Origin of the sequence: Neobacillus drentensis (assembly GCF_021560175.1) — a bacterium.
Taxonomy (GTDB): domain Bacteria; phylum Bacillota; class Bacilli; order Bacillales; family Cytobacillaceae; genus Neobacillus; species Neobacillus drentensis_A.
Map to the genome: position 1 here is coordinate 4,500,473 of NZ_CP091110.1, position 24,124 is coordinate 4,524,596.

A 24,124-nucleotide genomic window follows, 5' to 3' on the forward strand; every position below is an offset into this window, starting at 1 on the left:
TAGTATGAGTTGTAGAGAGGGAAGATAATAAATAATTATGGAGAGAAGTTTTTCCATCTTATTAGCGCAAGAAAGAGGATGGAAAATATCCCATCCTCTAAATAATTATTATAAACCGCACTTTAATTGTGCATTACAGTTGGTACATGTATTACAGCCGCCGATTTCTTTAACTTTTCCTTTACGGCAGACTGGGCAGGTATTTCCAACTTCAGATCCAATTGTTACATCTGTTGAACGAAGGTCGCTAATTGTGTCTACTAGAACGACATGTTGATGCGGTTTTTCTTCGAACATAGATAGTTGTTCATTTGTATTTTCCTCTGCTTTTAGAGTCAATACTTGTGAATCACGTGAACCGTCGACATATACGGTACCGCCTTTGGCACCGCCTCGATATAGACGCTCGTATACTTTTTCTACTTGTTCTACGCTGTATCCTTTTGGTGCGTTAACGGTTTTACTGATAGAGCTATCGATCCAGCGCTGAATAACACATTGAACGTCTGCATGGGCTTCTGGTGCAAGTTCCATGGCTGTAACGAACCAGTTTGGCAGGTTGTTTGCGTCTGCTTCAGGGTGCTGATCAAGGTACTCTTGGACGATATCTGCTTTTACTTCAATAAATTTACCAAGACGTCCGCTGCGGAAATAAGAGAATGAGAAGTAAGGCTCTAATCCTGTAGAGACGCCAACCATTGTTCCAGTACTCACGTTTGTTACTCTCTATAATTCATAGAGGGCGGGGTTATTAGTACCCGCTCCATATGTCGCCATATGGGTCAGACTATATCATCAACCATTTTTTGAATGTCTTTTTCGATGACAAGGATATTCACAGAGACAAATAAGGTTTGACAATTTATTTGCACTTTCCCAGTCTCCATTAAAATTACGAAATGGAATAATATGATGAACTGATAGTTCTTTACCATATTGTTCTTCAGATATTCCACAGTTTTGACAGGTAAATTGATCTCGTTCTCTGGCCAATCTTCTTTGGCTTAGCCAATTCGGTCCATAATAGTCAATGTCTCCACCGTTCCAAGTTCCACTTTTTTCACCAGAAAACATCTTACTGTCACTGTAATATTTGCCCATGCACATTATTGAGCAAAAATTAAGCGGTCGTAATGTAGAAGGTTTTTTCTCAAAATCTTTACCACAATTAGTACATGTGACGTGGACTTGATTTTTATATTGTATTTTCCCTCTTCTACCATTAGCTTTTCCCAGACAACCTCTGGAGCAATATTTAGCTGTTCTTTCTCTATTCTGAGGAACACTAAATTTTTGCCCGCAATTAGCACATATAATATCAACCTGTTTTCTTAAATGTTGATTAAATAGATGCCCATTTTGAATCTGGTAAGCTTGCTTACAGTTTTGGTTACAAAAGTTGGTATTAAATATCACTGACGGTTTACGAGTTATTGTACTTCTACAAAAACTACATCTCACCTCTATCTTCTTAGACAATTCCTTTCAGAAGTCTGGTGGATGATTTTTGTGAAATATCGTTTGACAATTACGAGAACAAAATTTCTTCCTATCAAAATGACTAGGTTTTGCTCTAATATCCTTACCACAATTAAGACATTGTTTAATCACAGTAATTCTCCTTTGTCCCTTTTTTATAATTATAAAAGAGAACAAATGTTCCTGCAACTAAAATGGTTGCTCAGCATGTAGTCGTTGAGGGGTCAGCCACGACTTCCCTGCGGATTGTCTGGTAGGCTTTCGCCAACACTCTTACCTTTTTACCTATTAATAGTTGGCAAGACAAGGTAGTAAGAGATTCGCCAGGGTTTCCCGCATATAGCTAAGTTTACGCAGCGCTCTTACGAACACTGGGGGCAATATTTTTACCCGTTGGAGCAACAGTCAGTAAATGTGAATTTCTAATTCCTTTTTCTAGTATTGATTCACGGATATCTTCAGGCATTTTTTTCATAAATCCTGTATTAATGAATGACTGTCTTAAGCGATTCTGTTCCTCAAGTGTTTCGCCTGTTAAGAATGGGAAGCTTCCCTTTTCTGTTGCTAATTCAACAGATGTTCTATATGCAGTGGTTGCAATTGTTTCAAATACTTTATCAACTAGTTCATTACCTTCTGGTGAACCATATTCTGTTTCACAGTAGATTAGGAGATCATGTAATCCCATGACACCAAGGCCAACACGGCGCTCACCAAGAGCTTGTTTTTTGTTTTCTTCTAAGAAGTATGGAGTAGCGTTTATGACGTTATCCTGCATTCGGACACCGATTGCTACAGTTTGTTTTAGCTTTTCAAAATCAACAGTTTTGGTTTCTTTATCTGCCATTTCAGCAAGGTTTACTGCAGCAAGATTACAGACTGAAAATGGTGCAAGTGGTTGTTCCAATTGTTATCCTAGCGGCTTTTTATCCACTAGTTCTAACGGTTGATTTCCCGTTAGTTCAGCATATCTTTTCATTACAAAATGTAATGTTGCGGCCTCGTGCGAAGATTATAGTCTGCCTATGGCAGGATCACTTCGTATGCGTTGCCCCTGACTGAATTTTTACCTTCAGCCTTCGGTTCGGATTCTCAATCTCAGAGTTCCCGCTTAATTCCGCAATTTTTAACGTGAGGCAAACTAAGCCACTTTACCACACGGGTTTGTCGCAACGACTTGTTGCCCATATGCTTTTGCGTTTGTCATGTCGTTTGCATTATCAATAAAGAATATACCTGGTTCTGCAGAGTAAGTAGCACATATGTTAATTAAATTCCAAAGTTCTTTTGCTTTTATTTTCTTATAAACACGAACTTTATGGCCAAGTTTTTCCCACTCACGGACGTCACCGACTTTATGCCATTCTTCATTGTAGATTTTCATTTCTTCTTGATTATAGTGTTCAACATATGGGAATCGAAGTTCATATTCACCATCGTTTTCAACGGCTTCCATGAATTCCTTTGTTAAACATACTGAAATATTAGCACCAGTTAGGAACTCAGAATTATGAACGGTATAATTGCCGCCAGTTACAAGCTTTTCCTCAGCATGAGCAATGCTGCTTTCATCAAAACCACCAAATCCAGGAATACTTTTGTAATTCACAATCCCTTGGTACATTGCCGTTTCTTGAGCTGTTAAAGGTGTAAATTTAAGTTTATCTTTTGCATGCTTTTTAATCGTTTCATCGCTTGTATTTTCAATTAAGAATCGTAGAATTCTAGGATTCTGCATTTTAGAAATAATAAATTCAATAATATCCGGATGCCAATCAGCCAGCATGATCATCTGGGCCCCCCGGCGCGAACCGCCTTGCTCAACTAGATGAGTCAATTTCGCAATATCATCAAGCCAAGAAACCGAACCAGAAGATTTACCATTTACGCCTCTAGCCAATGTATTACGCGGTCTTAATGTTGACCCATTCGTTCCCACACCGCCGCCGCGGCTCATGATTTCCATAACCTGTTTACGATGGTCGGAAATGCCTTCACGTGAGTCTGCAACAAATGGCATGACATAACAGTTAAAATACGTAACATCCGTATTGGCCCCTGCACCATAAAGAACCCGGCCTGCAGGAATAAAGTTCAGGTTCACTAATTCTTGATAAAACTTCTCCGTCCACTCTAAGCGCTTCTCTTCCGTTGTTTCAACTGCAGCAAGACCAGTGGCATTCCTTTTCGCAATCTGCTCATAGAAGAGCTCCAATGGCTTCTCAATCACATCTAAAGACCGGATGATCTCCCCAGTTGCAGCTTCCTCAGAATCAAGTACGCCTCTAAATTCTTCTTCAACCAAAACTTTTGCCTTTTTCTTTTCCCAATCAATCTCCAAAATCGTACCTAAGCCGCGAGCCGGGAATTTTGGATCCTCTTTAATGGTTAATACAACAAAGTCGCCAGTTGTTAGGGTAATTTTTGCTGTGTCTTTAAAGGTATAACGATCGAGCATAACCAATCTTGATACACCTTTATGAGTTATTTTCATATCTGGGGTAACCGGGTGCACTTGGGGAAATAAGCGGATATCCTCATTCAACCTTTCAAAATCAATATTCATTTTTTGTCTAAAAACTACAGACATGAGAACAACTCCTTTAAAAAAATCTCTATATTGTGCTAGATTCTAGTAGTAACGCTATATCTAGTTGTCTTAATAAATTTAAGTTACCACGTTATATCCTATAAATCAATATATAGTACCGAAAATATTTTCGACACCACTATATATTGTATACCCAGCAAATCAAATTCAATTTGTCAAACTCAAAAAAAACTAGAATGAGAAGAAAATAAAAGATTTCAGCTGAATTTCGTCAAATAACAGGAAGATTTAACAAATTTCGAGGCTTGCCTCTTTTTTTAAAAAGTATTAACAAAAGAAAAAGCGGCATGCGCCGCTCCTTAGCTCACCTTTTAAAATTCCATTCATCACTTTCATAACGCTCTTTAGCAATTTTATCGACATAAGCAATTTCGTCTTCTGTTAATTGGTAGGGTTCCAATTCAATATTTAGCCCTTCAGCAAAGCCTTTATAAAAAGCCTCTTTCGCTTCTTCAAGTGTTATTCTGCGGGGACTAATAGCATTAATGGCAACGGCCTTATCCTTAAAAGCCTTTTTCATCCGTTCTTTCACTCTGTCATTAGAGTATTTAAATAAACTAAATAACTTATCCTCATCCAAATCTAGAAGAATGGATCCATGCTGCAGAATAACACCCTTTTGTCTTGTTTGTGCACTGCCTGCCACTTTTCTGCCTTCAACAACTAATTCATACCAGCTTGGGGCATCAAAACATACTGCCGAGCGCGGATTTTTTAATGCATCTCTTTCTTCCGCTGTCTTCGGAACCGCAAAATAAGCCTCGAGTCCTAAATGATGAAATCCTTTTAAGATTCCTTCTGAAATTACACGATAAGCCTCCGTAACTGTTTTAGGCATCTCGGGATGATCTTCGGAAACAATGACACTATAAGTAAGTTCATGTTCATGGAGAACACCTCGGCCGCCAGTCGGTCTTCTAACAAACCCTAAATGATGCTCTTTGACAGCATCCATATCAATTTCCTTTTCTACTTTTTGGAAATAACCAACAGACAAGGTTGGTGGATTCCAACCATAGAAGCGTATGACCGGAGGAAACTTTCCTTCACTATGCCAATCAAGCAAAGCCTCATCCAAAGCCATATTATAGGATGGTGAACCATTACCGGAATCTATAAAACGCCAAGTTTCTTTTTTCATGTTAAAACCTCATTTAATAAAATAATTACAAATTTTAGTCTACCAAAATCTGATAGGAATTCAAAACGAGATGTTTCTGGTATAATTTTATTAGGCATCAAAAAAAGTTTTTCCTTAACATCTTTATCTTTAATGGAATGACTTATATAATAAATACTAGTGCAGTAAAGCTTGAAAGGAGCAAAAGAAGTTGAATTCACTCTATTCTTTATTAATTATTATTTTAGCCGTTATTATCTACTCCCTGTTTACCTATTTTTATCAAAAGAGGATTGTTAAAACGGCAACAGAAGAAGAATTCCGTGCAGGATATCGTAAGGCACAACTAATAGATGTTCGTGAACCGAACGAGTTTGAAGGCGGCCATATTTTAGGAGCACGCAATATTCCCATGTCACAACTAAAAATGCGCATGAAAGAAATTCGCCCAGATATGCCGGTATTTTTATATTGCCAAAGCGGTATGCGCAGTGCACGTGCAGCACAATTCTTACATCGCAGAGGATACAAAGATTTAACTCAGCTTCAAGGCGGATTTAAAAAATGGACAGGTAAAGTAAAAACTAAAAAATAACAAAACTAAGGGTTCCGGTTTACTTCCGGGACCTTATTTAGTTTTTAAACGTAACAAAGGTCAGATATCAGGATCTGACCTTATGTTTACTTAAGCCTTCTGGTATTTTAAAACAGGTTTACGTGCTGCTAGTGTTTCATCTAGTCGGCCGACAACCGTGGTATGCGGAGCCTCTTGTACAATCTCTGGATGTTCTTCAGCCTCTTTGGCAATTTGAATCATCGCCTCAATGAAAAAATCAAGGGTTTCTTTTGATTCTGTTTCCGTCGGCTCAATCATAATACATTCTTCGACATTTAACGGGAAGTAAATCGTTGGTGGATGATAGCCAAAATCAAGCAGACGTTTGGCAATATCGAGTGTCCGTACGCCTAATTTTTTCTGGCGTTTACCGCTTAGCACAAACTCATGCTTACAATGTCTATCAAAAGGCAAATCATAATATTCGGCAAGTCTTCTCATCATGTAGTTAGCGTTTAAGACTGCATACTCGGTGACCGCTTTTAAGCCATCGGGTCCCATCGAACGAATATACGTATAGGCTCGAACGTTTATCCCAAAGTTTCCATAGAACGGCTTTACACGTCCAATGGATTGCGGCCGGTCGTAGTCTAGTATATATTCATCGCTTCGCTTTGTAATAATTGGTTTTGGCAAAAATGGAATCAGATCAGCTTTCACCCCAACTGGACCTGAACCAGGACCTCCGCCGCCGTGTGGACCTGTAAATGTTTTATGAAGGTTTAAATGGACCACATCAAATCCCATATCGCCTGGTCTAGCCTTTGATAAAACCGCGTTTAGGTTTGCACCGTCATAATACAGTTTTCCACCTGCACCATGAACAATGTCAGCCATTTCAAGAATTTGTTCTTCAAAAAGACCAAGCGTATTGGGATTGGTTAACATAAGAGCAGCCGTATCCTCACCGACAACACGTCTTAAATCTTCGAGATCAACCAGACCTTGATTGGTAGATTTCACCGTAATGGTTTCAAATCCAGCAATCGTAGCCGAAGCAGGGTTAGTACCATGTGCAGAATCCGGAACGATTACTTTCGTCCGTTTTGTATCACCATTTGATTCATGGTACGCCCGGATGAGCATTAATCCTGTCCATTCACCATGGGCACCTGCAGCAGATTGTAAGGTGACTTCGTCCATACCAGTTATTTCAATTAAGTGCTGCTGAAGATCGTATAGAAGTGCAAACGCCCCTTGAACGGAACTCTCATCCTGCAGAGGATGAATATGTGCAAAGCCGTTGAATCTCGCAACATTTTCATTGATTTTCGGATTATATTTCATTGTACAGGAGCCAAGTGGGTAAAATCCCGAATCCAGGCCATGATTCCTTTTTGAAAGAGCTGTATAGTGACGCATAATATCAAGCTCAGAAACCTCTGGAAGTTCCGGCTCTTCTTCACGCAAGTAACCTTCTGGAAGCAGGCTGCTCACCTCTAACTCCGGTATATCCATTTCCGGGAGGCTGTATCCGATTCGCCCGGGGGTACTACGTTCAAAAATGAGTGCTTGGTCTTGGTTATGCATGCAAATCCCCCAATTCTTTCACAAAAGTATCAATTTCATCCTTTGTTCGTTGTTCCGTAACCGCAATCAACATATGGTTAGACAGTTCTGAATAGTCACGTCCTAAATCATAGCCCCCGATGATTCCTTTTTGTAACAATGTTTGATTAATTTCTTTAACAGGTTTGCCTAATTTTACAACAAATTCGTTAAAGGAGAAGCCATCATAAGCCACTTCAAACCCTGCCTCTTTAAAGGCATTCTTGGCATAATGCGCTTTTTGCAGATTTGCTGCAGCCATTTCACGAACACCCTTTTTACCTAATGCGGTCATCGCCACAGATGCAGCAAGGGCATTAAGGGCTTGGTTTGAGCAAATATTTGAAGTCGCCTTTTCACGCCGGATATGCTGTTCACGAGCTTGAAGTGTTAAGACAAACCCGCGTCGTCCTTGGTCATCAACCGTCTGTCCGACAAGACGGCCTGGGACCTTCCTCATTAATTTGCTGGTAACGGCAAAATAGCCGCAGTGCGGGCCTCCAAACGCTGCTGGGATACCAAATGGCTGTGCGTCGCCAATGACAATATCTGCCCCAAACTTGCCTGGTGGCGTTAATACACCTAATGAAAGTGGATTGCTATTTACAATGAACAACCCTTTATGGGCATGAATCATTTCCTCCACTTCTTTTAACGGCTCTAAGCGTCCAAAAAAGTTTGGATATTGGACGATTACGGCAGCCACGTCCCCGGTTACTAGGTCCTTTAAGGAAGCAAGATCTGTTACTCCATCTTTAATAGGAGCTTCTACAACTTCAAGATACTGTCCTGTTGCATAGGTTTTAAGGACCTCGCGATACTCTGGATGAACCGCGCTTGAAACGACAATTTTCTTCCGTTTTGTATGACCTGCACTGAGCATAGCAGCCTCGGCAAGGGCAGTACCCCCATCATACATAGAGGAGTTGGCAACATCCATACCGGTTAACTCACAAATCATCGTTTGAAATTCAAAAATAGCTTGAAGTTCACCTTGAGAGATTTCAGGCTGGTATGGTGTATAAGCTGTATAAAATTCAGAACGGGAAATGACATGGTCCACGATTATAGGCATATAGTGATCATAAACACCTGCACCTAAAAACGACACATTTCTTCTGAAGTCAGCGTTTTGGTCTGCTAACTTAAATAGTTCTTTCAACAGTGCTGTCTCAGACTTTGCCTCTTTAATGTTATACTCACCCTTAAATCTAACTTGTTCAGGGATATCACTAAACAGTTCATTTATTGAAGAAACGCCAATGGTTTCGAGCATAGCCTTCTTATCTTGTTCAGTCATGGGTAAATAGCGATGTTTCATAACCTTGCTCCCCTCGTGTTTTTACTTTTCTCTTTTATAAAAAGGTGTTGGAACAACTGATGCTTTTAATCGTTTGCCGCGGATTTCAACTTCCACCTTTGATTCTAAGTCGGCATATTCCGTTTTAATAAGTGCTAAACCTATATTTCGCTTTAAAGTAGGCGACTGTGTCCCCGTAGTCACTTCACCAATAAGTTCTTCGCCTTTATACACAGGGTATCCATGACGTGGAATTCCACGGTCGATCATTTCAATCCCTACTAATTTTCTAGTTAAGCCCGTTTCCTTCTGCTTTCTTAACGCTTCCTTCCCGATGAAGTCAGCTTCCTTATTTAATTTCACAGCAAAAGAAATCCCTGCTTCCAAAGGAGTAATCTCAGCGGATAGCTCCTGTCCATAGAGTGCTAGGACAGATTCAAAACGCAGGGTATCACGTGCCCCTAATCCGCATGGAAGAACTCCGTCTTGTTCTCCTGCTTTTAATATGGCTTTCCAAAGGTCAACCGCATCGTCAGCATCACAGTAAACCTCAAAACCATCTTCGCCGGTATATCCTGTTCTTGATATTAATGCCTTTTTATTGTTTAAAATGACTTCTTGCTGAAATTTGAAAAAGCCGATTTGACTTAAGTCTGTATTTCCGGCAAGCCTTTGCAGAACCTTTTCTGCAAGTGGTCCTTGAAGTGCAAGCTGGGCTGTCTTGTCGGATAAGTTATCAAGGAGCACCTCTCCTTCAACATGGTCCTCAAGCCATTTATAGTCCTTTTCAATATTGGAGGCATTAACCACAAGTAAATAATGATGGTCCTCCATTTTATAAACAAGTAAATCATCGACGGTTCCGCCATTTTCATAACACATCGCGGTGTATTGAGCGCTGCCGTTTTTAATTTTTGAAATATCATTCGTCATCATTTTTTGTAAAAATGGTAAACTATCTTTCCCTTTAACTTCCACTTCACCCATATGGGAAACATCAAACAGACCTGCTTTAGTACGGACCGCTTCATGTTCTTCCTTAATGCTGGAAAATTGGACCGGCAGTTCCCACCCTCCAAAATCGATGGTCTTTCCTCCGTATTCTTTATATACTTCCAAAAGCGGAGTACGTTGTAATTCAGTCATCCATTTATCCCCCTTATACTGAATCAGGCTTTTTACGATAAAAAAAGGACAGAAACCTCCCTATGAATATAAGAAGGTCTCTGTCCTTGCACCTGAAAGTTTACCTAAAGTGGTTTTCCCCGTGGGTGGCTGCTAATCTTGCAGCGCTCTCCAGAGCTGCGTCAAACAAGAGTTCTTTTGCCTGAGAGATTCACATTTCTGCTTGCTCCTTCGGCGCTACGTACTGTAGTCTCTCCCCTTGCTGTCATCCGCATTATAATATTTTTTAATTGGGTAATACTAATTATACTTAAAAAATAAATTACTTTATTAAAATATTTAAAACATTCTAAGCTATTATCATCCTATCATTAAACTACAACATTGAGCAATAAATTTATTAGAAAATTAGAACACCATTATCCCTTTTAATTGGCAAAAAAAATGATACAACATTGTATGAAAAGGAGCTGTAATGATGTCAGTTGAAATTGAATTTGATTCCTCTTGGCAGGATGATTTTTTACATAGAATAGACAACGATGGTCCGTGGGGCAATTGGGAGCTTTTTAAACTAGCAATCGATGTGGAAAAACATTTGGTGATCCCTGAGTTTGAAGGCTTGCAGGCTCCAAATCACCTTCCAAATTTAACCCCACTTCCGCATCAGCTGGAGACAGCCAAACAGGTGATTGAAAACATGAATGGGAAAGCCATTCTTGCTGATGAAGTGGGACTAGGAAAAACAATCGAAGCAGGATTAATTTTAAAAGAATACATGATCCGCGGTTTAGTAAAAAAGGTGTTAATTCTGGTCCCGGCCTCTTTGGTAACCCAGTGGGCAATTGAACTCAACAGCAAATTTTTTATACCTGCTATTACTCAAAGAAAAAGCTATGTCTGGGAACAGTGCGATGTCGTTGTTTCTTCCATTGATACAGCCAAGCGAGATCCTCACCGGGACATTATTTACAAGCAGGACTATGACCTTATTATCATTGATGAGGCCCATAAATTAAAAAATAACAAAACGAAAAACTACGAATTTGTCCAAAACCTTAAAAAGAAATTTTGTTTATTATTAACGGCCACGCCTATCCAAAACCGAATCGAAGAAATCTTTAATCTTGTTTCCCTTCTAAAACCCGGGCACCTGGGCAGTGAAAGCGCCTTTTATGAAAAATATAAACGGGATGCCCGTTCGTTAAATGATAATGAACATTTAAAAGAATTAGTCAACAAGGTCATGATTCGGAATCGCCGTGCCGATACTGGTATTGAATGGACAAAAAGACAGGTTGAAACCATTCCGATCGAATTTTCCCCTGCGGAAAAGGATCTTTATGAATCCATTTCTATGTTGAAAAATGAAGGCGATTGGGCTCAAACAAGTGCTTTTTCGGTAATGACCTTACAGCGTGAGGCTTGCTCAAGCCGTGAGGCTGTTTTCTATACGCTAAAAAACATGCTGCAAAAGAAAGAGGAGCCTACTCCTGGTTTTGAAGAACAAATCCAATTTTTAATTAACAAGGTTGAGGCTGTCCAGCAAAATTCAAAGGCTGAAAAAGCGCTTGAATTAATCCAGCAGGTAAATGATAAGGTGATCATTTTTACGGAATATCGTGCAACTCAGATGTATTTGCAATGGTATTTAAAGCAGCACGGAATCAGCTCGGTACCTTTCCGTGGTGGTTTTAAACGGGGAAAGAAAGATTGGATGCGGGAATTGTTCCAGAAGCATGCACAAGTTCTCATTGCTACTGAGGCTGGAGGGGAAGGAATCAATCTACAGTTCTGCAACCATATTATCAATTTCGATTTACCCTGGAATCCGATGCGGCTTGAACAGCGGATTGGGCGGATCCATCGTCTGGGTCAGGAAAAGGATGTCATGATTTATAATTTTGCGATCAAAGGCACGGTGGAAGAACATATTCTGAAGTTGCTTTATGAAAAAATCCACCTATTTGAAAAGGTCATCGGTGAATTGGATGATATCCTGACAAAACTGGAATTTGGTAATATTGAAGACCACCTAATTGATATATTCGGTCAATCCAGTTCTGAGGGTGAAATGCGAATAAAAATGGAGAACTTATCATCTATGATTGAATTTGCGCAATCAATGAAGGAGGGTGAATCACATGCAGCAGCAGGAAATTCATGATTTTCTTCTAAAGTATTTTCAGGCAAACGATTGCCCCATTGTTGAAAATAAGCCAGGATATTTAATCGTTCAGTTAACGGTGGAACTTGATAAAGAACTGATGAACCGTCCTTTTTACTGGCATTACCTCGAAAAGACAGGCGGCATCCCAAATCCAATGAGCTTAACAATGATCACTGACCAAAAAAAAGCTCCGGAAAATATGAAGGGAGAAATTATCCATTTTGGCTCTCCCCGGCTTCATCAAATCTTTGCTTCAACCAAAAAGTTAGCCAGCTATATTCGTTTATATGAAAATCACCCGTACATTCAAAACCAAACAGCATTGTTTCCATGGCTGTGTATGAATGTAAAAATCTCTTATCAGTGTGACCGGAAACGGGATATTTTTAAGTCGATTGGTCTGCAGCTTATAAACGGTCAAATGGTCGAAAATTTTCACGACCGACTCCAAAAAGTTTCTCTTACCCCCAAGATTCCGGATTACTCGTTTACGCTATCGCCGTTGGTTAAACCAAAAAGCGGGATGATTCGAGTAGAAAATTATTTACGAAACGTGATCTCAGAAGAGGACCACACTTGGGCCGAAGCGGCTCGCAATCGGTGGGAACAAGACTTGCGGTTACTAAATCATTTCTATGAAGATGAAGAAGAAACAAGTGAGAACTATGAAACCGAAAAAATGGCGCTGCAAGAACAATATGAACCCAAAATCAACATCTCCTTCATCAACGGCGGTCTCTTCTACTTAACTGAAAAAGCTATATAAACTACCCTATACGGTGACAGGCACCATGTGAATTTTTCACATGGTGCCTGTCACCGTTATGCCCCCTAAAAAATTTTTTTATATTTTTTAAAAATAAAGAAGGATAAACATGAACCCTGTCGAATTATGAGTATTGAAAAAGTAAAAAGGTGGTGGTACCAATTGTTAGCTCGATTGAAATACTAGCTAATCGAATCATTAAAGATGCTGTCCGAAATCAAGCAACCGATATTCACATTATTCCTCGTAAGAATGACACACTTGTTCAAATCCGTTTAACCAACAAACTCATTCCCAGATTGTCCCTCCCAAAAGATGAATGCGACAGGTTAATTTCACATTTTAAATTCACGGCGAATATGGACATCGGGGAAAGAAGACGCCCTCAAAGCGGTGCCGTTTTTTGTGAAGTAGACGGGCATTTAATGGGGCTTAGGCTTTCCACACTCCCTTCAAACAACAGAGAGAGCCTTGTCATCCGGCTTTTACCACAGCAAGAGCAAATACCCTTCCACCAACTTTCATTATTCCCTTCTATGACAAGAAAGCTGTTAGCCCTGCTGAAACATGCACACGGATTAATCATTTTTACAGGTCCAACCGGTTCAGGCAAAACGACAACACTTTATTCCCTGCTAAACGAAACTGCCCACCTCTTTCATCGCAATGTTATCACCCTTGAAGATCCTATCGAAAAAAACTATGACTCCGTCCTGCAAGTACAAGTAAACGAAAAAGCTGGTGTGACTTATGCAGCCGGTTTAAAAGCGATTCTTCGCCATGATCCGGATATTATCATGGTCGGGGAAATCAGGGATGCAGAAACAGCCAAAATCGCTGTCAGGGCTGCTCTTACTGGGCATCTAGTCCTTTCCACTATGCATACTCGAGATGCAAAAGGAGCCGTTTACCGTCTCCGTGAATTTGGTGTGAACTGGCTAGAAGTTGAGCAAACATTAATTGCTGTTACGGCTCAAAGATTAGTAGAACTTACCTGCCCTTATTGTGAAGGAGAGTGTTCGCCTTTGTGTTATTCCTATGGCAGATGGAAAAGAGCAAGTGTTTTCGAACTTTTATCCGGCCGGAACTTAAACAATGTTATGAAGGCCGCAAAAGGTGAAATGTTTAACACACACTACCGTACATTAAAAGAAGTTATTAACAAGGGCATTGCCCTCGGTTATATTCAAGAAACCGAGTATGAACGGCTGGTGTATGAAGATGAGCCGTCATAAATGGACTGTAAATGAACAAGCCCATTTCTTAAGAAGAACAGGAGATTTACTTCTACGCGGGTATCCAATTGCAGAAGCAATTGAATCCATAGCATTACAATTGCCAGCCAATCGAAAGGAGGAATTATATGGGTGTCTAGTTGAGTTAAAGCAAGGGTCACCCTTTCATGTCGTATTGAACCATCTTGGTTTTCAAAAAGACTTGATTGGCTATGTCTATTTTGCTGAACAGCATGGAAGTTTTGCTGAGGCACTTTTGGAAGGAAGTGAACTCGCGCTATTAAAAGATAAAGATATGAAAAAGCTTTTAAAATTACTGCAATACCCCTTGTTATTGATGTTTATTACTGGGTTTCTATTTGTTTTCATTGAGAACACCTTACTGCCAAGATTTACAACGCTGTTTGCTTCACTCGGACTTAAGGAGAATTTTTTCACGAAGGTCCTCTATGCTTTTGATCATTATTTCCCAGCCGCCATTTGCATCGTCCTTACTTTACTCGGACTGACAACGATCTATTATTTTTTTGTATTTCGAAAGCTTCCAATCCTCAAGCAAAGGGTCCTGCTTGTCCGTATCCCTATTCTGGGTAAAATCCTCAAATTGTTGTTCACACATTACTTTTCCATTCAACTAAGTTTCCTTTTATCCGGAGGCATTTCTGTCTCAGAGGCACTTTCCCTTTTTGAAAAGAATCACCGACAGCCATTTTACAGCCAATTAGCCGAAGACATCAGAATCAAGCTGGTAACCGGAGAAAAATTAGACACGATTATAGCCTCCTTTTTCTTTTTCGAGAAGGAATTTCCGATGATTATTAAACATGGCCAAGAAAATGGAAAATTAGAGCAAGAATTACTGTTTTTTAGCAGACATTGCGTGGCAGTCATGGAGGAAAGGATTGAAAAAAGCTTTAAAACCATCCAGCCTATTCTTTACATATTTATTGGCTGTTTAGTTGTATCAATGTATCTAGCGATTCTATTACCGATGTTCCATCTGCTTGATGGTATATAGGAAAGCGCAAGCGCCTTGTTCAGCCCCGATATAGGGCGAGTTGTCGACTGACCGGCGAAAGCAAGGTCAAAGACTAGTCGCCCTTAATGCGTACAGAAAGCGGAAGCTTTATGTAGCCAAGCATAAGACGAGCCGGCCGAAAGGTTGCTTTTTAACCTTTTGGACGGATTGGCTGTAGACCATCGAGGGGCTAGGTGCTGGAGCTGGACAATTCTCTAAGTCGAAAACCTTATACTTTCTTACCTTATAAAAATATGGGGGAATTTAAAATGATGAAAAATGAAAAAGGGTTTACCTTAATTGAAATGATGATTGTTATGTTAATAATTTCCGTTTTGCTTTTGATTACCATCCCTAACGTTACCAAGCATAATTCTAATATCAACAATAAAGGCTGCGAAGCTTACGTGAAAATGGTTCAAGCACAGGTCCAAGCCTATCAAATGGAAAAAAATAAAATCCCAACACTCGCTGAATTACAAACCGCTGGCTATTTAAACGATGTCAAGGGCTGTCCGAACGGTCAAGAAGTTGCAATTGATTCGGAAGGTAAGGTCACCTCTGTTGCAAAAGCAGATTAATAACCAGAATGACCAAAAATCAAAAAGGCTTTACATTGGTTGAGTCGTTACTAGTTCTCTCGATTTTTATGATTATCTCCTTCATCACAGCCTTTTCATTGAAACCTGAGCACTCTGTATTAGAAGATGAGGTTTTTTTGACACAACTCCGTGCTGATCTCCTTTATGGGCAACAATTTGCTATTTCGCATCAAAAAGAAGTTACCATTGTTATTTTGCCTAGCAAACACAAATATAACTTGTCTTTACAGGGACGCTTGCCGGCTATAATTGATAGATCCTTTTCTCCTAATATTTACCTTACCGAAGGCTCAATGCCCTTATCTTTTAAATTCCTGCCAGATGGCAATATCAATAAATTTGGATCCTTCTTTATCAAGACGAAGGAAAAGGAATATCGGCTGACCTTTTTGATTGGGAGAGGACGATTTTATGTTACGGAGCAATAAAGGTTATTTTCTGTTGGAATTACTGCTGTCACTTTCGACTATGTTAATGATTTGCCTTTTCTTACTTCCCTTATTAATGGAGGTCAGAGAACAATCAAGGAAAGTAGAGATAGAGAAAACGGCTCAAAGGATGATGTATGAGGAACTAAAGGCAAGAATCATTGACGGCCGGACATTTTCCAATTACACCATCCGAGAGAATAATATCGACTACAACATTATCTGGAAGAATCCTAATCAAACTGGTCAAAGGGAGGTGTGTGTAAGAGTTGAAAAGAATTCAGTTTATCCAGAAGCCACTATTTGCGGTATCCTCGAATGAAAAGGCTTTTACCTTAATTGAAGTATTAATTGCCTTTTCAATCTTTTCCACTATCATTTTCTTTATGGCTCCTATTTTTCATATCATCCTAAACCAAAAAAGCATGCAAATGGAAATGCAGGAAATGGAATGGGAAGTTTTTTACAGTCAAGTTACAAAAGAAATTAGCACCGTCTCACATGCTGAGGTATCCTCTGGACGTTTAATACTAACTAAAGGTTCAGATACCATTCAATATGAAAAATATGGTTCAAACCTCAGACGAAGGGTAAATTCAACGGGACATGAGGTTATTCTTCAAAATGTTTCACAATACTCCTTTTCCATCGTGAATAATGCAGTGAAAATTACAGTTGTGGACATATGGGGAAAGGAGTATTCAGTTCTGGCATACTCCTTTCTAAACTGGACTGCCAATATATGAAAAACAGTGAACATGGGTTTACCTATCCCTTAACGTTGTGCACGTTACTTCTTTTCCTCCTGTTTTTCTCCTTGCATATTGAGCAATTACTTTCCGAACGTAAAATAGCAGTTGAAACAAAGGTAATTCATATGCAGGAATATTACTTTCTGTCTTCTGTCAAAAAAGTGGAATCGTTATACCAAACTCGCGGGACTATGCCTGCTAAAGGAACACTTATCTATCTAAATGGAACAGTGGATTATCGTGCGGAGACCCCTTCTGCCTATATACAGATAGTGGATTTCACGCTTGTTCTTCATGATCGTGAACCTATAGTGGGTTATGGGTACTTTGATACGCGTTCAAAAGCGATGATTAAATGGGTAGAGGTCAATTAGCTGTATGAACGATTAAAAAATGGACATAATGTAGGTGTATAAAGGCAGGTGTGTCCATGAAAACAAATGATTATATTAAATATATGACGCAAACGATCGTTAAATATGCTGACCAGCCTAAAGACGAACGGAAACGCATCCGTATTGAGAAGAAACAAACGAAAGCGGATTTCTGGTACCGTTGGTTTGGCATCCTCCCCTACATCCTTTACTCAGAAGTAAAGAAAAAACGAAGATTTAAATAGCGGTGTTTCATACCGCTTCTTTTTTTTGTCAAAAAATCCAATAAATTATATTGACAAAGAAGAAAATTTCCATAAATTAGAAACTTTATCTAATATTGTTACAATAAAAAGACAGGAATTGTGAACATTTTCTAAACATATAGTGTTAACATTGTTAACTTCATTCCTTTGTTAATTTGGCTGTATTATAATGGAATAAATTATGGGGGTTCGAGGTGAACAGTGATGGAACAAACATTAAAAATAACAAACGTTTTGTCAGATCCAACACGTTACTACATTTATCAATACATTACCAAACGCCATCAAGAAGTAACAGTTCAAGAGGTGGCTGAAAATTTTAATATTCATCCAAATGTAGCACGACTACATTTATCAAAGTTAGAAGATGTAAATATGTTAGCATCTGAAACAAAGAAAACAGGAAAAGGCGGCAGACCCAGCAGACTATACCGTTTATCCGATGATGTTATCCAGCTGCATTTCCCATACCGCGACTACATGCTTTTATCCAAAGTAGCCATTCAGACGATGATATCACTCGGTGAAGCTGGTAGAGAAGCACTGTTTATGACCGGTAAACGATTTGGAATGGAAATAATTGAACAGGAACTGGCAAAGCGAGCATTGGGTGATGATTTGACATTCGATCAAAAGCTGACGATTTTAAAAAGCGCTGCCACTCTTGCCGGATTTTATCCAGAGTTTGAAGTGGGCGGTGACCAATCAAAAATTTACTTCCAAATCTTCAATTGTCCATTTAAAGAAATTGCTGAGGACCACACTGAAGCAGTTTGCAATATGCACCATGAATTTTTAAAGGGAATGTTTGAAGTTTTATTCGATTCAGTTGAATTGATTGAAAAAGAAAACATGATTTCAGGCTGTGAGACATGCTCTTATCAAGTACTTGTGTCAAACTAATTCGAGTCTGATGTTTACATTATGCCTCCTTTTACTTTATAATATTGTATTGATGGTATCGCAGGCTAAAAGGGGGTATACATATGGATCGCATGTTCAGAGTTTGTGGTTTTTGGACTGGTATTTTTACCGTATTTCTCTATCTGGGTGGTTTGGATAGAACAGCCATGCTATTCTTGGCTCAAACAGGATTTTTTGTCCTGCTTAGCTACCTAAAGCTTTCCGAACGTATGTATTTGTATGTGTTCGGAGCATATTTAACTATCTTCTTCGTTGGCTTTACTTATTGGACAACGTTCATGATGCCGCTAGGCGGAGGAGAGTAATAAGACCGTAGGCGTATAGAATCGTATTCTAATGCCGCAAAAAAAAAACGCCGGTGCTCCGGTGTTTTTTTATTCCCAAAAAATGTCCTGTTCACTTAAATGGAAACCTTTTTGTTGGATTATGACATGAAAATATGTGCTCATCCCTGACGGCATTATTAAACTGCGTATGGCACGATTTCTTCTGCTCACCTCGGAAAAAGGATTAGGATCATAATGTTCCTTTAACTCCTTCAAAATACCTGCCTTTAAAAGAAACTCATCCTGCCTTAGTTTGGTTAGCAACTCGAGCTGATACTTCATCCCTTTTTGGATAAGCTGATCAAAGTGGATATGAGTGGTTATGTCCATTTCCCCTGGATGCAAAAAGACATTGTCTATCATCATATGTTCGTGGTATCCTCTTAGACTCCCTTGTTTACGCTGGGGAGCTGCCCACTCCTCATTGGTATAGCCGTAATCCGCAGTGACTACAAAACCTTCACTTAAGACCTTTGAAATATCCTCCATCATGGTCTCCATTACTAAAGGAATCTCAATCCGTTGTTTTTCTTTTATAACCAGATGACTGTCTGCAAGAAATGAAAGGATCGCTTGATTCGTTAATGGTTCCCTCTGTTCAAAAAGCTGTCCGTCCTCTGACATTCCCACCATCACTTCCACAAGTTCACCGTTTATTTTTTCAATCACATGAACCGGAAGAGCATCAAAAAGTTCATTTGAAAAAACCATGCCGGAAAAAGGTTCAATCATCGCGAGGCTCTCCACTTGAACAAAGGAAAGGTGAGGATGAAGTAATTCACGCTGTTGCTTGCGATGGTAAGGACTACTCTCCACTATTAGATAGGTAAGGGGTGCTCCAAACGACTTTTGCCACTCTTGTAAAAAGGCATTCGCAAAACGGCCGGTTCCAGCTCCAATTTCACAAAAAACAGGAGGCAATTTCGTTTTTTCACAAATATAAAAAAACCATTTTGCTAAAAGTCTGCCGTACACATCCGAAATATTGCTCGTAGTAATAAAATCCCCTTGTCTTCCGATTTTTGGTTTATCCTTCATATAATAGCCTAATTCCGGATGATAGAGGACGGCTGAAATATAATCAGCATAAGTGATCAGCCTTTTAGGTGAATTCGCAATTAAATTCTTTAAATAGGAAATCATAATTTCTAAAACCCATTTAAAAATGGGTTGCTGTCCATTTCCTCTCCAATGGTGGTAACTGGACCATGGCCTGACAGGACATATGTTTCTTCTGGCAAACTTAGCAGCTTGTCATGAATACTTTTCATAAGCTGTCCTGAATTCCCTCCAGGTAAATCAGTACGGCCGATTCCCCCCTGAAATAAAGCATCACCGGAAATAACTACATCATTTCTCTTAAAATAAAAGGAAACACTGCCAGGTGAATGTCCTGGAGTATGGAAAACCTGAAAAGTAAATTCGCCGATTTCCATGTTTCCCTCATTATGTATAATGTGATCTGCTGGTTTAGCTATGATCGGTTCAATTTCCATAAATAATTGCGAGCCATTCAACCTTGGGTCTTCAAGCCACTTTTCTTCCTGTTTGTGAACGTAAACGGGAACTTTGTATGTATCCCTAATAACATCCACAGCACCAATATGATCAAAATGAGCGTGAGTTAACAGGATTGCCATCGGCTTTAGTTTTCTTTGATTTATCAAGTTAATCAATTTTTTCCCCTCTTCACCTGGGTCGATGATTAAACAAGTCTTATCAGGATTTTCAACAATATAGCAATTCGTTTGCAGGGGTCCTAAAGGAATTTGCTGCCATTTCATAAATTTGTTCCTCCCATACATATATACATCAGGTTTATTTTACACTAAAGAACATAGGAGAGAAAGCGGTTCAATCATGGCTGTATTTTTGCCTCGACAAATTAAAGAAAAAAATATAAAATAGGAAACGAATGGATATAATATAGTTACATAATTTATGGAGATCGCGTTTACGAAAAAGGGGGAATAAAAAATGGGTTTAGTTATTATTTTTGCTCTTGTAACAATCCTTGCAGCTTTCAGCGGTTATAAGTCACTGAAAAATAAAAACTTCTTGGCTGCTTTTTGGGGTGTAGCTTCATTTCTAGTTTTCGGCTGGTTTACGGTCATGACAATTATTGAATCTGGGTTTCCAACAGGAACTCACTAATAGGAATAAACAAAAGACTGTCCGCTGACAGTCTTTTTTCATTTATCCTCGTTCTCATTTACAAGGCTGTTAACCCGTTCAACCTTATATTCCATCGTTCGCTTCACATCTCTGCGGTCATCAATTCGAATGGATGTTGCAACCCGCTTAATTCCCTCAGAGAAAGGAACCTCATGCATTGCCTGAATGACTTCAAATAGAATTGGCAGGTCTCCTTCAATAATCGTATTCATCGGTGTTAATTGGAACTTAATTTTCTCTTCTGCTTCATAGCTCCTTAATATCTTTTGAATACTAGCTACATACTTGCTTACACTTGGCGTTTCAGTCCCAATAGGAATTACAGTTACATCTACGATTGCCATTAGATTATCACCATCACTTTAGCATTTTTATATCTCTTTGTGATTTTACCATATCTGTTAACAAAGGAAAAAAGAATGACACTTTGTTTGTCATTCCTTTATTAAGTCGACGCTTTTCTTTTTGTTTAGATCAATTAATTTTTCATAACTATTCCCTAATAAAGCTGTATCCCCAGATGGTGAAATCGAAATAGGAACATTGTCCAAACCTTCCAAAATCACTTCACTACTGCCTTTCTTTAGGTCATAGCGAACAAGTTGGAAACCCTCTGTATAGGTATCCGCCTCCCCGCTTGTGAGCGGTCTAAGGGTGATAAATTGTTTTTTAAGTTCGCTATAATCATAAAAAGGGACCAGCCAATCTGAAAACTTAGATAACTGTGGTACGGAAAAGCTAAATAGTTTTTTTTGCTCTTTATTAAAGAATGAATAGTTCGCCATAGACGGCTCCCCGTCTTTTACAGCCACTGTCATGAGCATTTCTCGATAGGCATCAAATTGAATAATCTTCGAAAAAACAGTCTTGTCCACTTCACTCCCTATTTTTTTCATTATTAATGGCGCAACTAACGATGGACTAGTCTGGTCCCAATCTAGATATGCTACTTCATCCTTTTCGATCCATTTAATAAATGGCTGCGGAAGATTTAGTTGAGTTGTACTAGCATTAGTAAAGTCTAATAAATATACTTGGAAGCTCCAGTCTTCTGCGAATTTTGTGATGATAACCTGGCTTTCATTATAGCGATTCCATTCAAAACCTAAATCGTACGATGGAAAAGTCTTTTTTAACCGTTCCTTCCCATTAGAATCAATAATCGTTACCATTCCCTGATAAGAGGTCGGTGATGAGTGAATTAACAGATACTTCTTAGATGGGCTTATTTGGACATTGACGATCGGATTCTCGGTTTGATAGATTAATTTACTTTTTCCGGTTAATAAATTATATAGAAACAGATTTGAGGTTTGGTTTAAGTTCGTTACATAGTAAATTTGTTGGTCGGTATACCAGCCAACAACCTTATAAAACTCACCTTGACCCGCGGGAATTGATATTGGCAGTTTCCATTCGCTAGGAAGGATTGCTGTCGGTACTTTTGTTTTGTTATTTTGAATTGGATTTTTTTGTTTAGACTGTTCCTTTGCAGAACATCCACTTAAGAAGAGAGACGACAAAATAAAGAGTAGCAAAATAAATGTACTATTCGCTCGTTTAAATTTGTTCCAATTAATCAAGTCGTCTCCTCCTATCCCATATTGGTTACGACGTTAAATTCACGAAAAGGTTTCAACCATTATACGTTTTATGCTAAATAGGAAAAAAGCCGTGGATACCCGGCTTTTTTCAATTAATTGTTTGTCATGGATGGTACGAGAGACCCCATCAATGTCTGAATTTTCTCATGCTAGTTTCATTCTATTTTAATAACAGTAGATAGAGATTACAAGTAAGGAGACAGGAAAATTTTAATAAGCTAAAGCTGCAAAAAAGATTTCCGATGCCTGCTTAAGTATTCTGGGAAATTGTGAAAGCGGTAAGGGATTAATTCCTCTTCCCAGCTCTAGTGTAAACCCAGGCTTATGAAATTCTTGAATAAACCAATCTTTATAGCCTGCATGACTGTTAACATAACGAATCGCTCGGTAGCCGCTGACTTTTTCAAATTCTTTTGCGAGTAATTCTGACTCAGGTGGTTCAAGTCCTTCATACCCCCAATAAAATTCCTCTCCCTGGGTATGAAAGGCCAGAATGAGATCAAACTGATTTTTTCTAGCTAATTCTTCCATGGCAGCGGCTTCTGGTTCTGTTAATGGTTCTATTCCTGGAAAGTCGCGTGAGGCTGGTGTCTTTGGCTTCTTATTTTTCCTGCAAAGATCCCAGTTAGCCGGAAATTGGTTATTTAAATCGATGCCTCTTATATTTGCTTTCCAATGAATAAAGTCATCGCTGCCTTCGTTGATTTCAATAACCTCTTGTCGTAGATGAGAAGGCGCCCCGTTTAATACCAAATCTACACCGTCAGGATTTACCATTGGAACGAGGGATAGCTCTACATTCTCATACAGAGCTGTCGCCTTCTTACCTTTAACAGATTGCTCATTCGTAATTGATAGTAAATATTGATTTAGCAGCCTCATTAGGACCAGGGTGGTTATCCATTCATTAGCATGGAAGGAAGCATTCATATGGATCTTTTTATACCCTTTTCCAATTCTTAGTTCATGAATCGGATTACCTAATACACTCGTACCAATCTTGGAAACTTTAATGAAAGGGTAAATATGTGTAAGGTTTTTTATTAATTTCACTAATCGTTTAGAATCTAATGGCGTTTTCTCTGTGACGAAGGGCACCCTTACCAATTCGGGAACAAAAATTTGATCGCCAATAACCAACTGATCTGCATCTTTCGTTTGGTTAAGCAGGAAAAGGGAATCAACCTCCATATTCTTTTGTTCAGCTATCTTAGCAAAAGTATCTCCCTCTTTAATCGTATAGGGATTTAAAACATGACCAGGTATCTTAATTTTCTCTTTTGATTTCATTTTATTTGGATTTACATGTGAATTGGAATCCACTATTAATTTGAGTGGGATCTTAAATAACCGGCTTAAAGATGACAGAGTATCCCCAGGTCGTAAAATAATCTCCATATACTCTCCTCCCATCATAAAAAGATATGAAGATATTCATAAAAAAATGATGAAAACCCGTATTTCTACGGGTTTAATCATGTTTACCAATTAATTCTTTTTGAATTCGAATTTCATGTCTTACTATTAACAAAGCACTCTGATATTCTCTTGGTTCAATTAGTTGTGCCTGATAAAGGTCTTTTAACTCTGCTTCCATCAGTTCAAGGTCACCAATTCGATCACCTATATATATGATGGTCCCAAATCGTTTTAAAAATTGCTGAATATCATAAATTGTCTTCATC

At 39.0% G+C, this 24,124-nt stretch carries 25 protein-coding genes, 3 pseudogenes and 1 riboswitch; of the genes and pseudogenes, 14 read left to right on the plus strand and 14 right to left on the minus strand.

Annotation, left to right across the window (positions count from 1 at the left end; translation table 11 throughout):
• Positions 1–108 precede the first annotated feature (108 nt).
• From L1999_RS21405 to L1999_RS21425, 5 genes and pseudogenes are all read right to left on the minus strand, one after another.
• Positions 109–711, minus strand: a pseudogene (locus L1999_RS21405) (hypothetical protein); the annotation flags it as partial.
• 84 nt (positions 712–795) lie between these two features.
• Entirely contained in the window at positions 796–1,461 is a 666-nt protein-coding gene (locus L1999_RS21410) for an HNH endonuclease (protein WP_235740414.1), read from the minus strand.
• 406 nt (positions 1,462–1,867) lie between these two features.
• A pseudogene (locus L1999_RS21415) lies at positions 1,868–2,383 on the minus strand (vitamin B12-dependent ribonucleotide reductase); the annotation flags it as partial.
• A gap of 249 nt (positions 2,384–2,632) precedes the next feature.
• A pseudogene (locus L1999_RS21420) lies at positions 2,633–4,069 on the minus strand (vitamin B12-dependent ribonucleotide reductase); the annotation flags it as partial.
• Positions 4,070–4,394: 325 nt separating this feature from the next.
• Positions 4,395–5,231, minus strand: coding sequence for a lipoate--protein ligase family protein (locus tag L1999_RS21425; RefSeq protein WP_235740415.1), 837 nt, complete (start codon positions 5,229–5,231; stop codon positions 4,395–4,397).
• Positions 5,232–5,421: 190 nt separating this feature from the next.
• On the opposite strand from L1999_RS21425, the gene L1999_RS21430 reads away from it, so the two are divergent.
• A complete protein-coding gene (locus L1999_RS21430; protein WP_235740416.1) occupies positions 5,422–5,805 on the plus strand; it encodes a rhodanese-like domain-containing protein in 384 nt (127 codons plus the stop codon).
• Between the two features lie 90 nt (positions 5,806–5,895).
• Here L1999_RS21430 and gcvPB read toward each other — a convergent pair whose 3' ends face one another.
• From gcvPB to gcvT, 3 genes are read right to left on the minus strand one after another with little or no spacing between them, the layout of a single operon-like run.
• Entirely contained in the window at positions 5,896–7,356 is a 1,461-nt protein-coding gene (gene gcvPB, locus L1999_RS21435) for an aminomethyl-transferring glycine dehydrogenase subunit GcvPB (RefSeq protein WP_235740417.1), read from the minus strand.
• The gene (gcvPA, locus tag L1999_RS21440; protein WP_235740418.1) at positions 7,349–8,695 is read right to left on the minus strand and encodes an aminomethyl-transferring glycine dehydrogenase subunit GcvPA; all 1,347 of its coding nucleotides are present in this window, start codon (positions 8,693–8,695) and stop codon (positions 7,349–7,351) included. Before gcvPA ends, gcvPB begins: the two co-directional genes overlap by 8 nt.
• Positions 8,696–8,716: 21 nt before the next feature.
• Positions 8,717–9,820: a glycine cleavage system aminomethyltransferase GcvT gene (gene gcvT, locus L1999_RS21445; RefSeq protein ID WP_235740419.1), complete on the minus strand. Its 1,104-nt coding sequence runs from the start codon at positions 9,818–9,820 to the stop codon at positions 8,717–8,719.
• A gap of 159 nt (positions 9,821–9,979) precedes the next feature.
• Positions 9,980–10,068: riboswitch (glycine riboswitch) on the minus strand.
• A 209-nt stretch (positions 10,069–10,277) separates the two neighbouring features.
• Here gcvT and L1999_RS21450 point away from each other — a divergent pair.
• The 12 genes from L1999_RS21450 (at position 10,278) to L1999_RS21505 (ending at position 18,639) form a co-directional block, all read left to right on the plus strand.
• Complete coding sequence (locus tag L1999_RS21450; RefSeq protein WP_235744422.1) at positions 10,278–11,966, plus strand: DEAD/DEAH box helicase; 1,689 nt, start codon at positions 10,278–10,280, stop codon at positions 11,964–11,966.
• Positions 11,944–12,735, plus strand: a complete 792-nt coding sequence (locus L1999_RS21455) for a YqhG family protein (RefSeq protein ID WP_235740420.1) — start codon at positions 11,944–11,946, stop codon at positions 12,733–12,735. Before L1999_RS21450 ends, L1999_RS21455 begins: the two co-directional genes overlap by 23 nt.
• A 149-nt stretch (positions 12,736–12,884) precedes the next feature.
• Positions 12,885–13,970, plus strand: a complete 1,086-nt coding sequence (gene comGA, locus L1999_RS21460; RefSeq protein WP_235740421.1) for a competence type IV pilus ATPase ComGA — start codon at positions 12,885–12,887, stop codon at positions 13,968–13,970.
• Positions 13,957–14,988, plus strand: coding sequence for a competence type IV pilus assembly protein ComGB (gene comGB / locus L1999_RS21465; protein ID WP_235740422.1), 1,032 nt, complete (start codon positions 13,957–13,959; stop codon positions 14,986–14,988). Before comGA ends, comGB begins: the two co-directional genes overlap by 14 nt.
• 272 nt (positions 14,989–15,260) lie before the next feature.
• Positions 15,261–15,569 carry a competence type IV pilus major pilin ComGC gene (gene comGC, locus L1999_RS21470; RefSeq protein WP_235744423.1) on the plus strand — a complete coding sequence of 103 codons (309 nt, stop codon included), beginning with the start codon at positions 15,261–15,263 and terminating at the stop codon, positions 15,567–15,569.
• An 8-nt stretch (positions 15,570–15,577) separates the two neighbouring features.
• Positions 15,578–16,018, plus strand: a complete 441-nt coding sequence (gene comGD, locus L1999_RS21475) for a competence type IV pilus minor pilin ComGD (RefSeq protein WP_235740423.1) — start codon at positions 15,578–15,580, stop codon at positions 16,016–16,018.
• On the plus strand, positions 16,002–16,340 hold the full coding sequence (gene comGE, locus L1999_RS21480) for a competence type IV pilus minor pilin ComGE (RefSeq protein WP_235740424.1): 339 nt from the start codon (positions 16,002–16,004) through the stop codon (positions 16,338–16,340). The genes comGD and comGE overlap by 17 nt, the downstream gene beginning before the upstream one ends.
• Positions 16,288–16,764: a competence type IV pilus minor pilin ComGF gene (comGF, locus tag L1999_RS21485; RefSeq protein WP_235740425.1), complete on the plus strand. Its 477-nt coding sequence runs from the start codon at positions 16,288–16,290 to the stop codon at positions 16,762–16,764. Before comGE ends, comGF begins: the two co-directional genes overlap by 53 nt.
• Positions 16,761–17,144 carry a competence type IV pilus minor pilin ComGG gene (gene comGG, locus L1999_RS21490; RefSeq protein WP_235740426.1) on the plus strand — a complete coding sequence of 128 codons (384 nt, stop codon included), beginning with the start codon at positions 16,761–16,763 and terminating at the stop codon, positions 17,142–17,144. Before comGF ends, comGG begins: the two co-directional genes overlap by 4 nt.
• A gap of 56 nt (positions 17,145–17,200) precedes the next feature.
• On the plus strand, positions 17,201–17,389 hold the full coding sequence (locus tag L1999_RS21495; protein WP_235740427.1) for a YqzE family protein: 189 nt from the start codon (positions 17,201–17,203) through the stop codon (positions 17,387–17,389).
• A 225-nt stretch (positions 17,390–17,614) separates the two neighbouring features.
• Positions 17,615–18,313 (plus strand): helix-turn-helix transcriptional regulator, encoded by a 699-nt coding sequence (locus L1999_RS21500; protein WP_235740428.1) that lies wholly within the window; start codon positions 17,615–17,617, stop codon positions 18,311–18,313.
• A gap of 83 nt (positions 18,314–18,396) precedes the next feature.
• Complete coding sequence (locus tag L1999_RS21505; protein ID WP_235740429.1) at positions 18,397–18,639, plus strand: DUF2626 domain-containing protein; 243 nt, start codon at positions 18,397–18,399, stop codon at positions 18,637–18,639.
• A gap of 69 nt (positions 18,640–18,708) precedes the next feature.
• Here the strand turns inward: L1999_RS21505 and L1999_RS21510 are convergent, their stop codons facing one another.
• Positions 18,709–19,803: a class I SAM-dependent methyltransferase gene (locus tag L1999_RS21510; protein ID WP_235740430.1), complete on the minus strand. Its 1,095-nt coding sequence runs from the start codon at positions 19,801–19,803 to the stop codon at positions 18,709–18,711.
• Positions 19,804–19,808: 5 nt separating this feature from the next.
• A complete protein-coding gene (locus tag L1999_RS21515) occupies positions 19,809–20,444 on the minus strand; it encodes an MBL fold metallo-hydrolase (protein ID WP_235740431.1) in 636 nt (211 codons plus the stop codon).
• A gap of 193 nt (positions 20,445–20,637) precedes the next feature.
• Here L1999_RS21515 and L1999_RS21520 point away from each other — a divergent pair, with 193 nt between their 5' ends.
• On the plus strand, positions 20,638–20,814 hold the full coding sequence (locus L1999_RS21520; protein ID WP_235740432.1) for a DUF2759 domain-containing protein: 177 nt from the start codon (positions 20,638–20,640) through the stop codon (positions 20,812–20,814).
• A 38-nt stretch (positions 20,815–20,852) separates the two neighbouring features.
• On the opposite strand, the gene L1999_RS21525 is transcribed toward L1999_RS21520, so the two are convergent.
• From L1999_RS21525 to L1999_RS21540, 4 genes are all read right to left on the minus strand, one after another.
• Positions 20,853–21,179, minus strand: a complete 327-nt coding sequence (locus L1999_RS21525; protein ID WP_235740433.1) for an MTH1187 family thiamine-binding protein — start codon at positions 21,177–21,179, stop codon at positions 20,853–20,855.
• Between the two features lie 90 nt (positions 21,180–21,269).
• A complete protein-coding gene (locus L1999_RS21530; RefSeq protein ID WP_235740434.1) occupies positions 21,270–22,418 on the minus strand; it encodes a YqgU-like beta propeller domain-containing protein in 1,149 nt (382 codons plus the stop codon).
• Between the two features lie 231 nt (positions 22,419–22,649).
• The gene (locus L1999_RS21535) at positions 22,650–23,837 is read right to left on the minus strand and encodes a M14 family metallopeptidase (RefSeq protein WP_235740435.1); all 1,188 of its coding nucleotides are present in this window, start codon (positions 23,835–23,837) and stop codon (positions 22,650–22,652) included.
• 73 nt (positions 23,838–23,910) lie between these two features.
• Positions 23,911–24,123: a YqgQ family protein gene (locus L1999_RS21540; protein ID WP_235740436.1), complete on the minus strand. Its 213-nt coding sequence runs from the start codon at positions 24,121–24,123 to the stop codon at positions 23,911–23,913.
• Position 24,124 lies beyond the last annotated feature (1 nt).

Bases quoted from the DNA above. Each gene is read 5' to 3' on its own strand.
- L1999_RS21425 (WP_235740415.1), bottom strand. From the start codon at position 5,231: ATGAAAAAAGAAACTTGGCGTTTTATAGATTCCGGTAATGGTTCACCA.
- gcvPB (WP_235740417.1), bottom strand. From the start codon at position 7,356: ATGCATAACCAAGACCAAGCACTCATTTTTGAACGTAGTACCCCCGGG.
- gcvPA (WP_235740418.1), bottom strand. From the start codon at position 8,695: ATGAAACATCGCTATTTACCCATGACTGAACAAGATAAGAAGGCTATG.
- gcvT (WP_235740419.1), bottom strand. From the start codon at position 9,820: ATGACTGAATTACAACGTACTCCGCTTTTGGAAGTATATAAAGAATAC.
- L1999_RS21450 (WP_235744422.1), top strand. From the start codon at position 10,278: ATGTCAGTTGAAATTGAATTTGATTCCTCTTGGCAGGATGATTTTTTA.
- L1999_RS21455 (WP_235740420.1), top strand. From the start codon at position 11,944: ATGCAGCAGCAGGAAATTCATGATTTTCTTCTAAAGTATTTTCAGGCA.
- comGB (WP_235740422.1), top strand. From the start codon at position 13,957: ATGAGCCGTCATAAATGGACTGTAAATGAACAAGCCCATTTCTTAAGA.
- comGC (WP_235744423.1), top strand. From the start codon at position 15,261: ATGAAAAATGAAAAAGGGTTTACCTTAATTGAAATGATGATTGTTATG.
- comGD (WP_235740423.1), top strand. From the start codon at position 15,578: ATGACCAAAAATCAAAAAGGCTTTACATTGGTTGAGTCGTTACTAGTT.
- comGE (WP_235740424.1), top strand. From the start codon at position 16,002: ATGTTACGGAGCAATAAAGGTTATTTTCTGTTGGAATTACTGCTGTCA.
- comGG (WP_235740426.1), top strand. From the start codon at position 16,761: ATGAAAAACAGTGAACATGGGTTTACCTATCCCTTAACGTTGTGCACG.
- L1999_RS21495 (WP_235740427.1), top strand. From the start codon at position 17,201: ATGAAAACAAATGATTATATTAAATATATGACGCAAACGATCGTTAAA.
- L1999_RS21500 (WP_235740428.1), top strand. From the start codon at position 17,615: ATGGAACAAACATTAAAAATAACAAACGTTTTGTCAGATCCAACACGT.
- L1999_RS21505 (WP_235740429.1), top strand. From the start codon at position 18,397: ATGGATCGCATGTTCAGAGTTTGTGGTTTTTGGACTGGTATTTTTACC.
- L1999_RS21510 (WP_235740430.1), bottom strand. From the start codon at position 19,803: ATGATTTCCTATTTAAAGAATTTAATTGCGAATTCACCTAAAAGGCTG.
- L1999_RS21515 (WP_235740431.1), bottom strand. From the start codon at position 20,444: ATGAAATGGCAGCAAATTCCTTTAGGACCCCTGCAAACGAATTGCTAT.
- L1999_RS21520 (WP_235740432.1), top strand. From the start codon at position 20,638: ATGGGTTTAGTTATTATTTTTGCTCTTGTAACAATCCTTGCAGCTTTC.
- L1999_RS21525 (WP_235740433.1), bottom strand. From the start codon at position 21,179: ATGGCAATCGTAGATGTAACTGTAATTCCTATTGGGACTGAAACGCCA.
- L1999_RS21535 (WP_235740435.1), bottom strand. From the start codon at position 23,837: ATGGAGATTATTTTACGACCTGGGGATACTCTGTCATCTTTAAGCCGG.
- L1999_RS21540 (WP_235740436.1), bottom strand. From the start codon at position 24,123: ATGAAGACAATTTATGATATTCAGCAATTTTTAAAACGATTTGGGACC.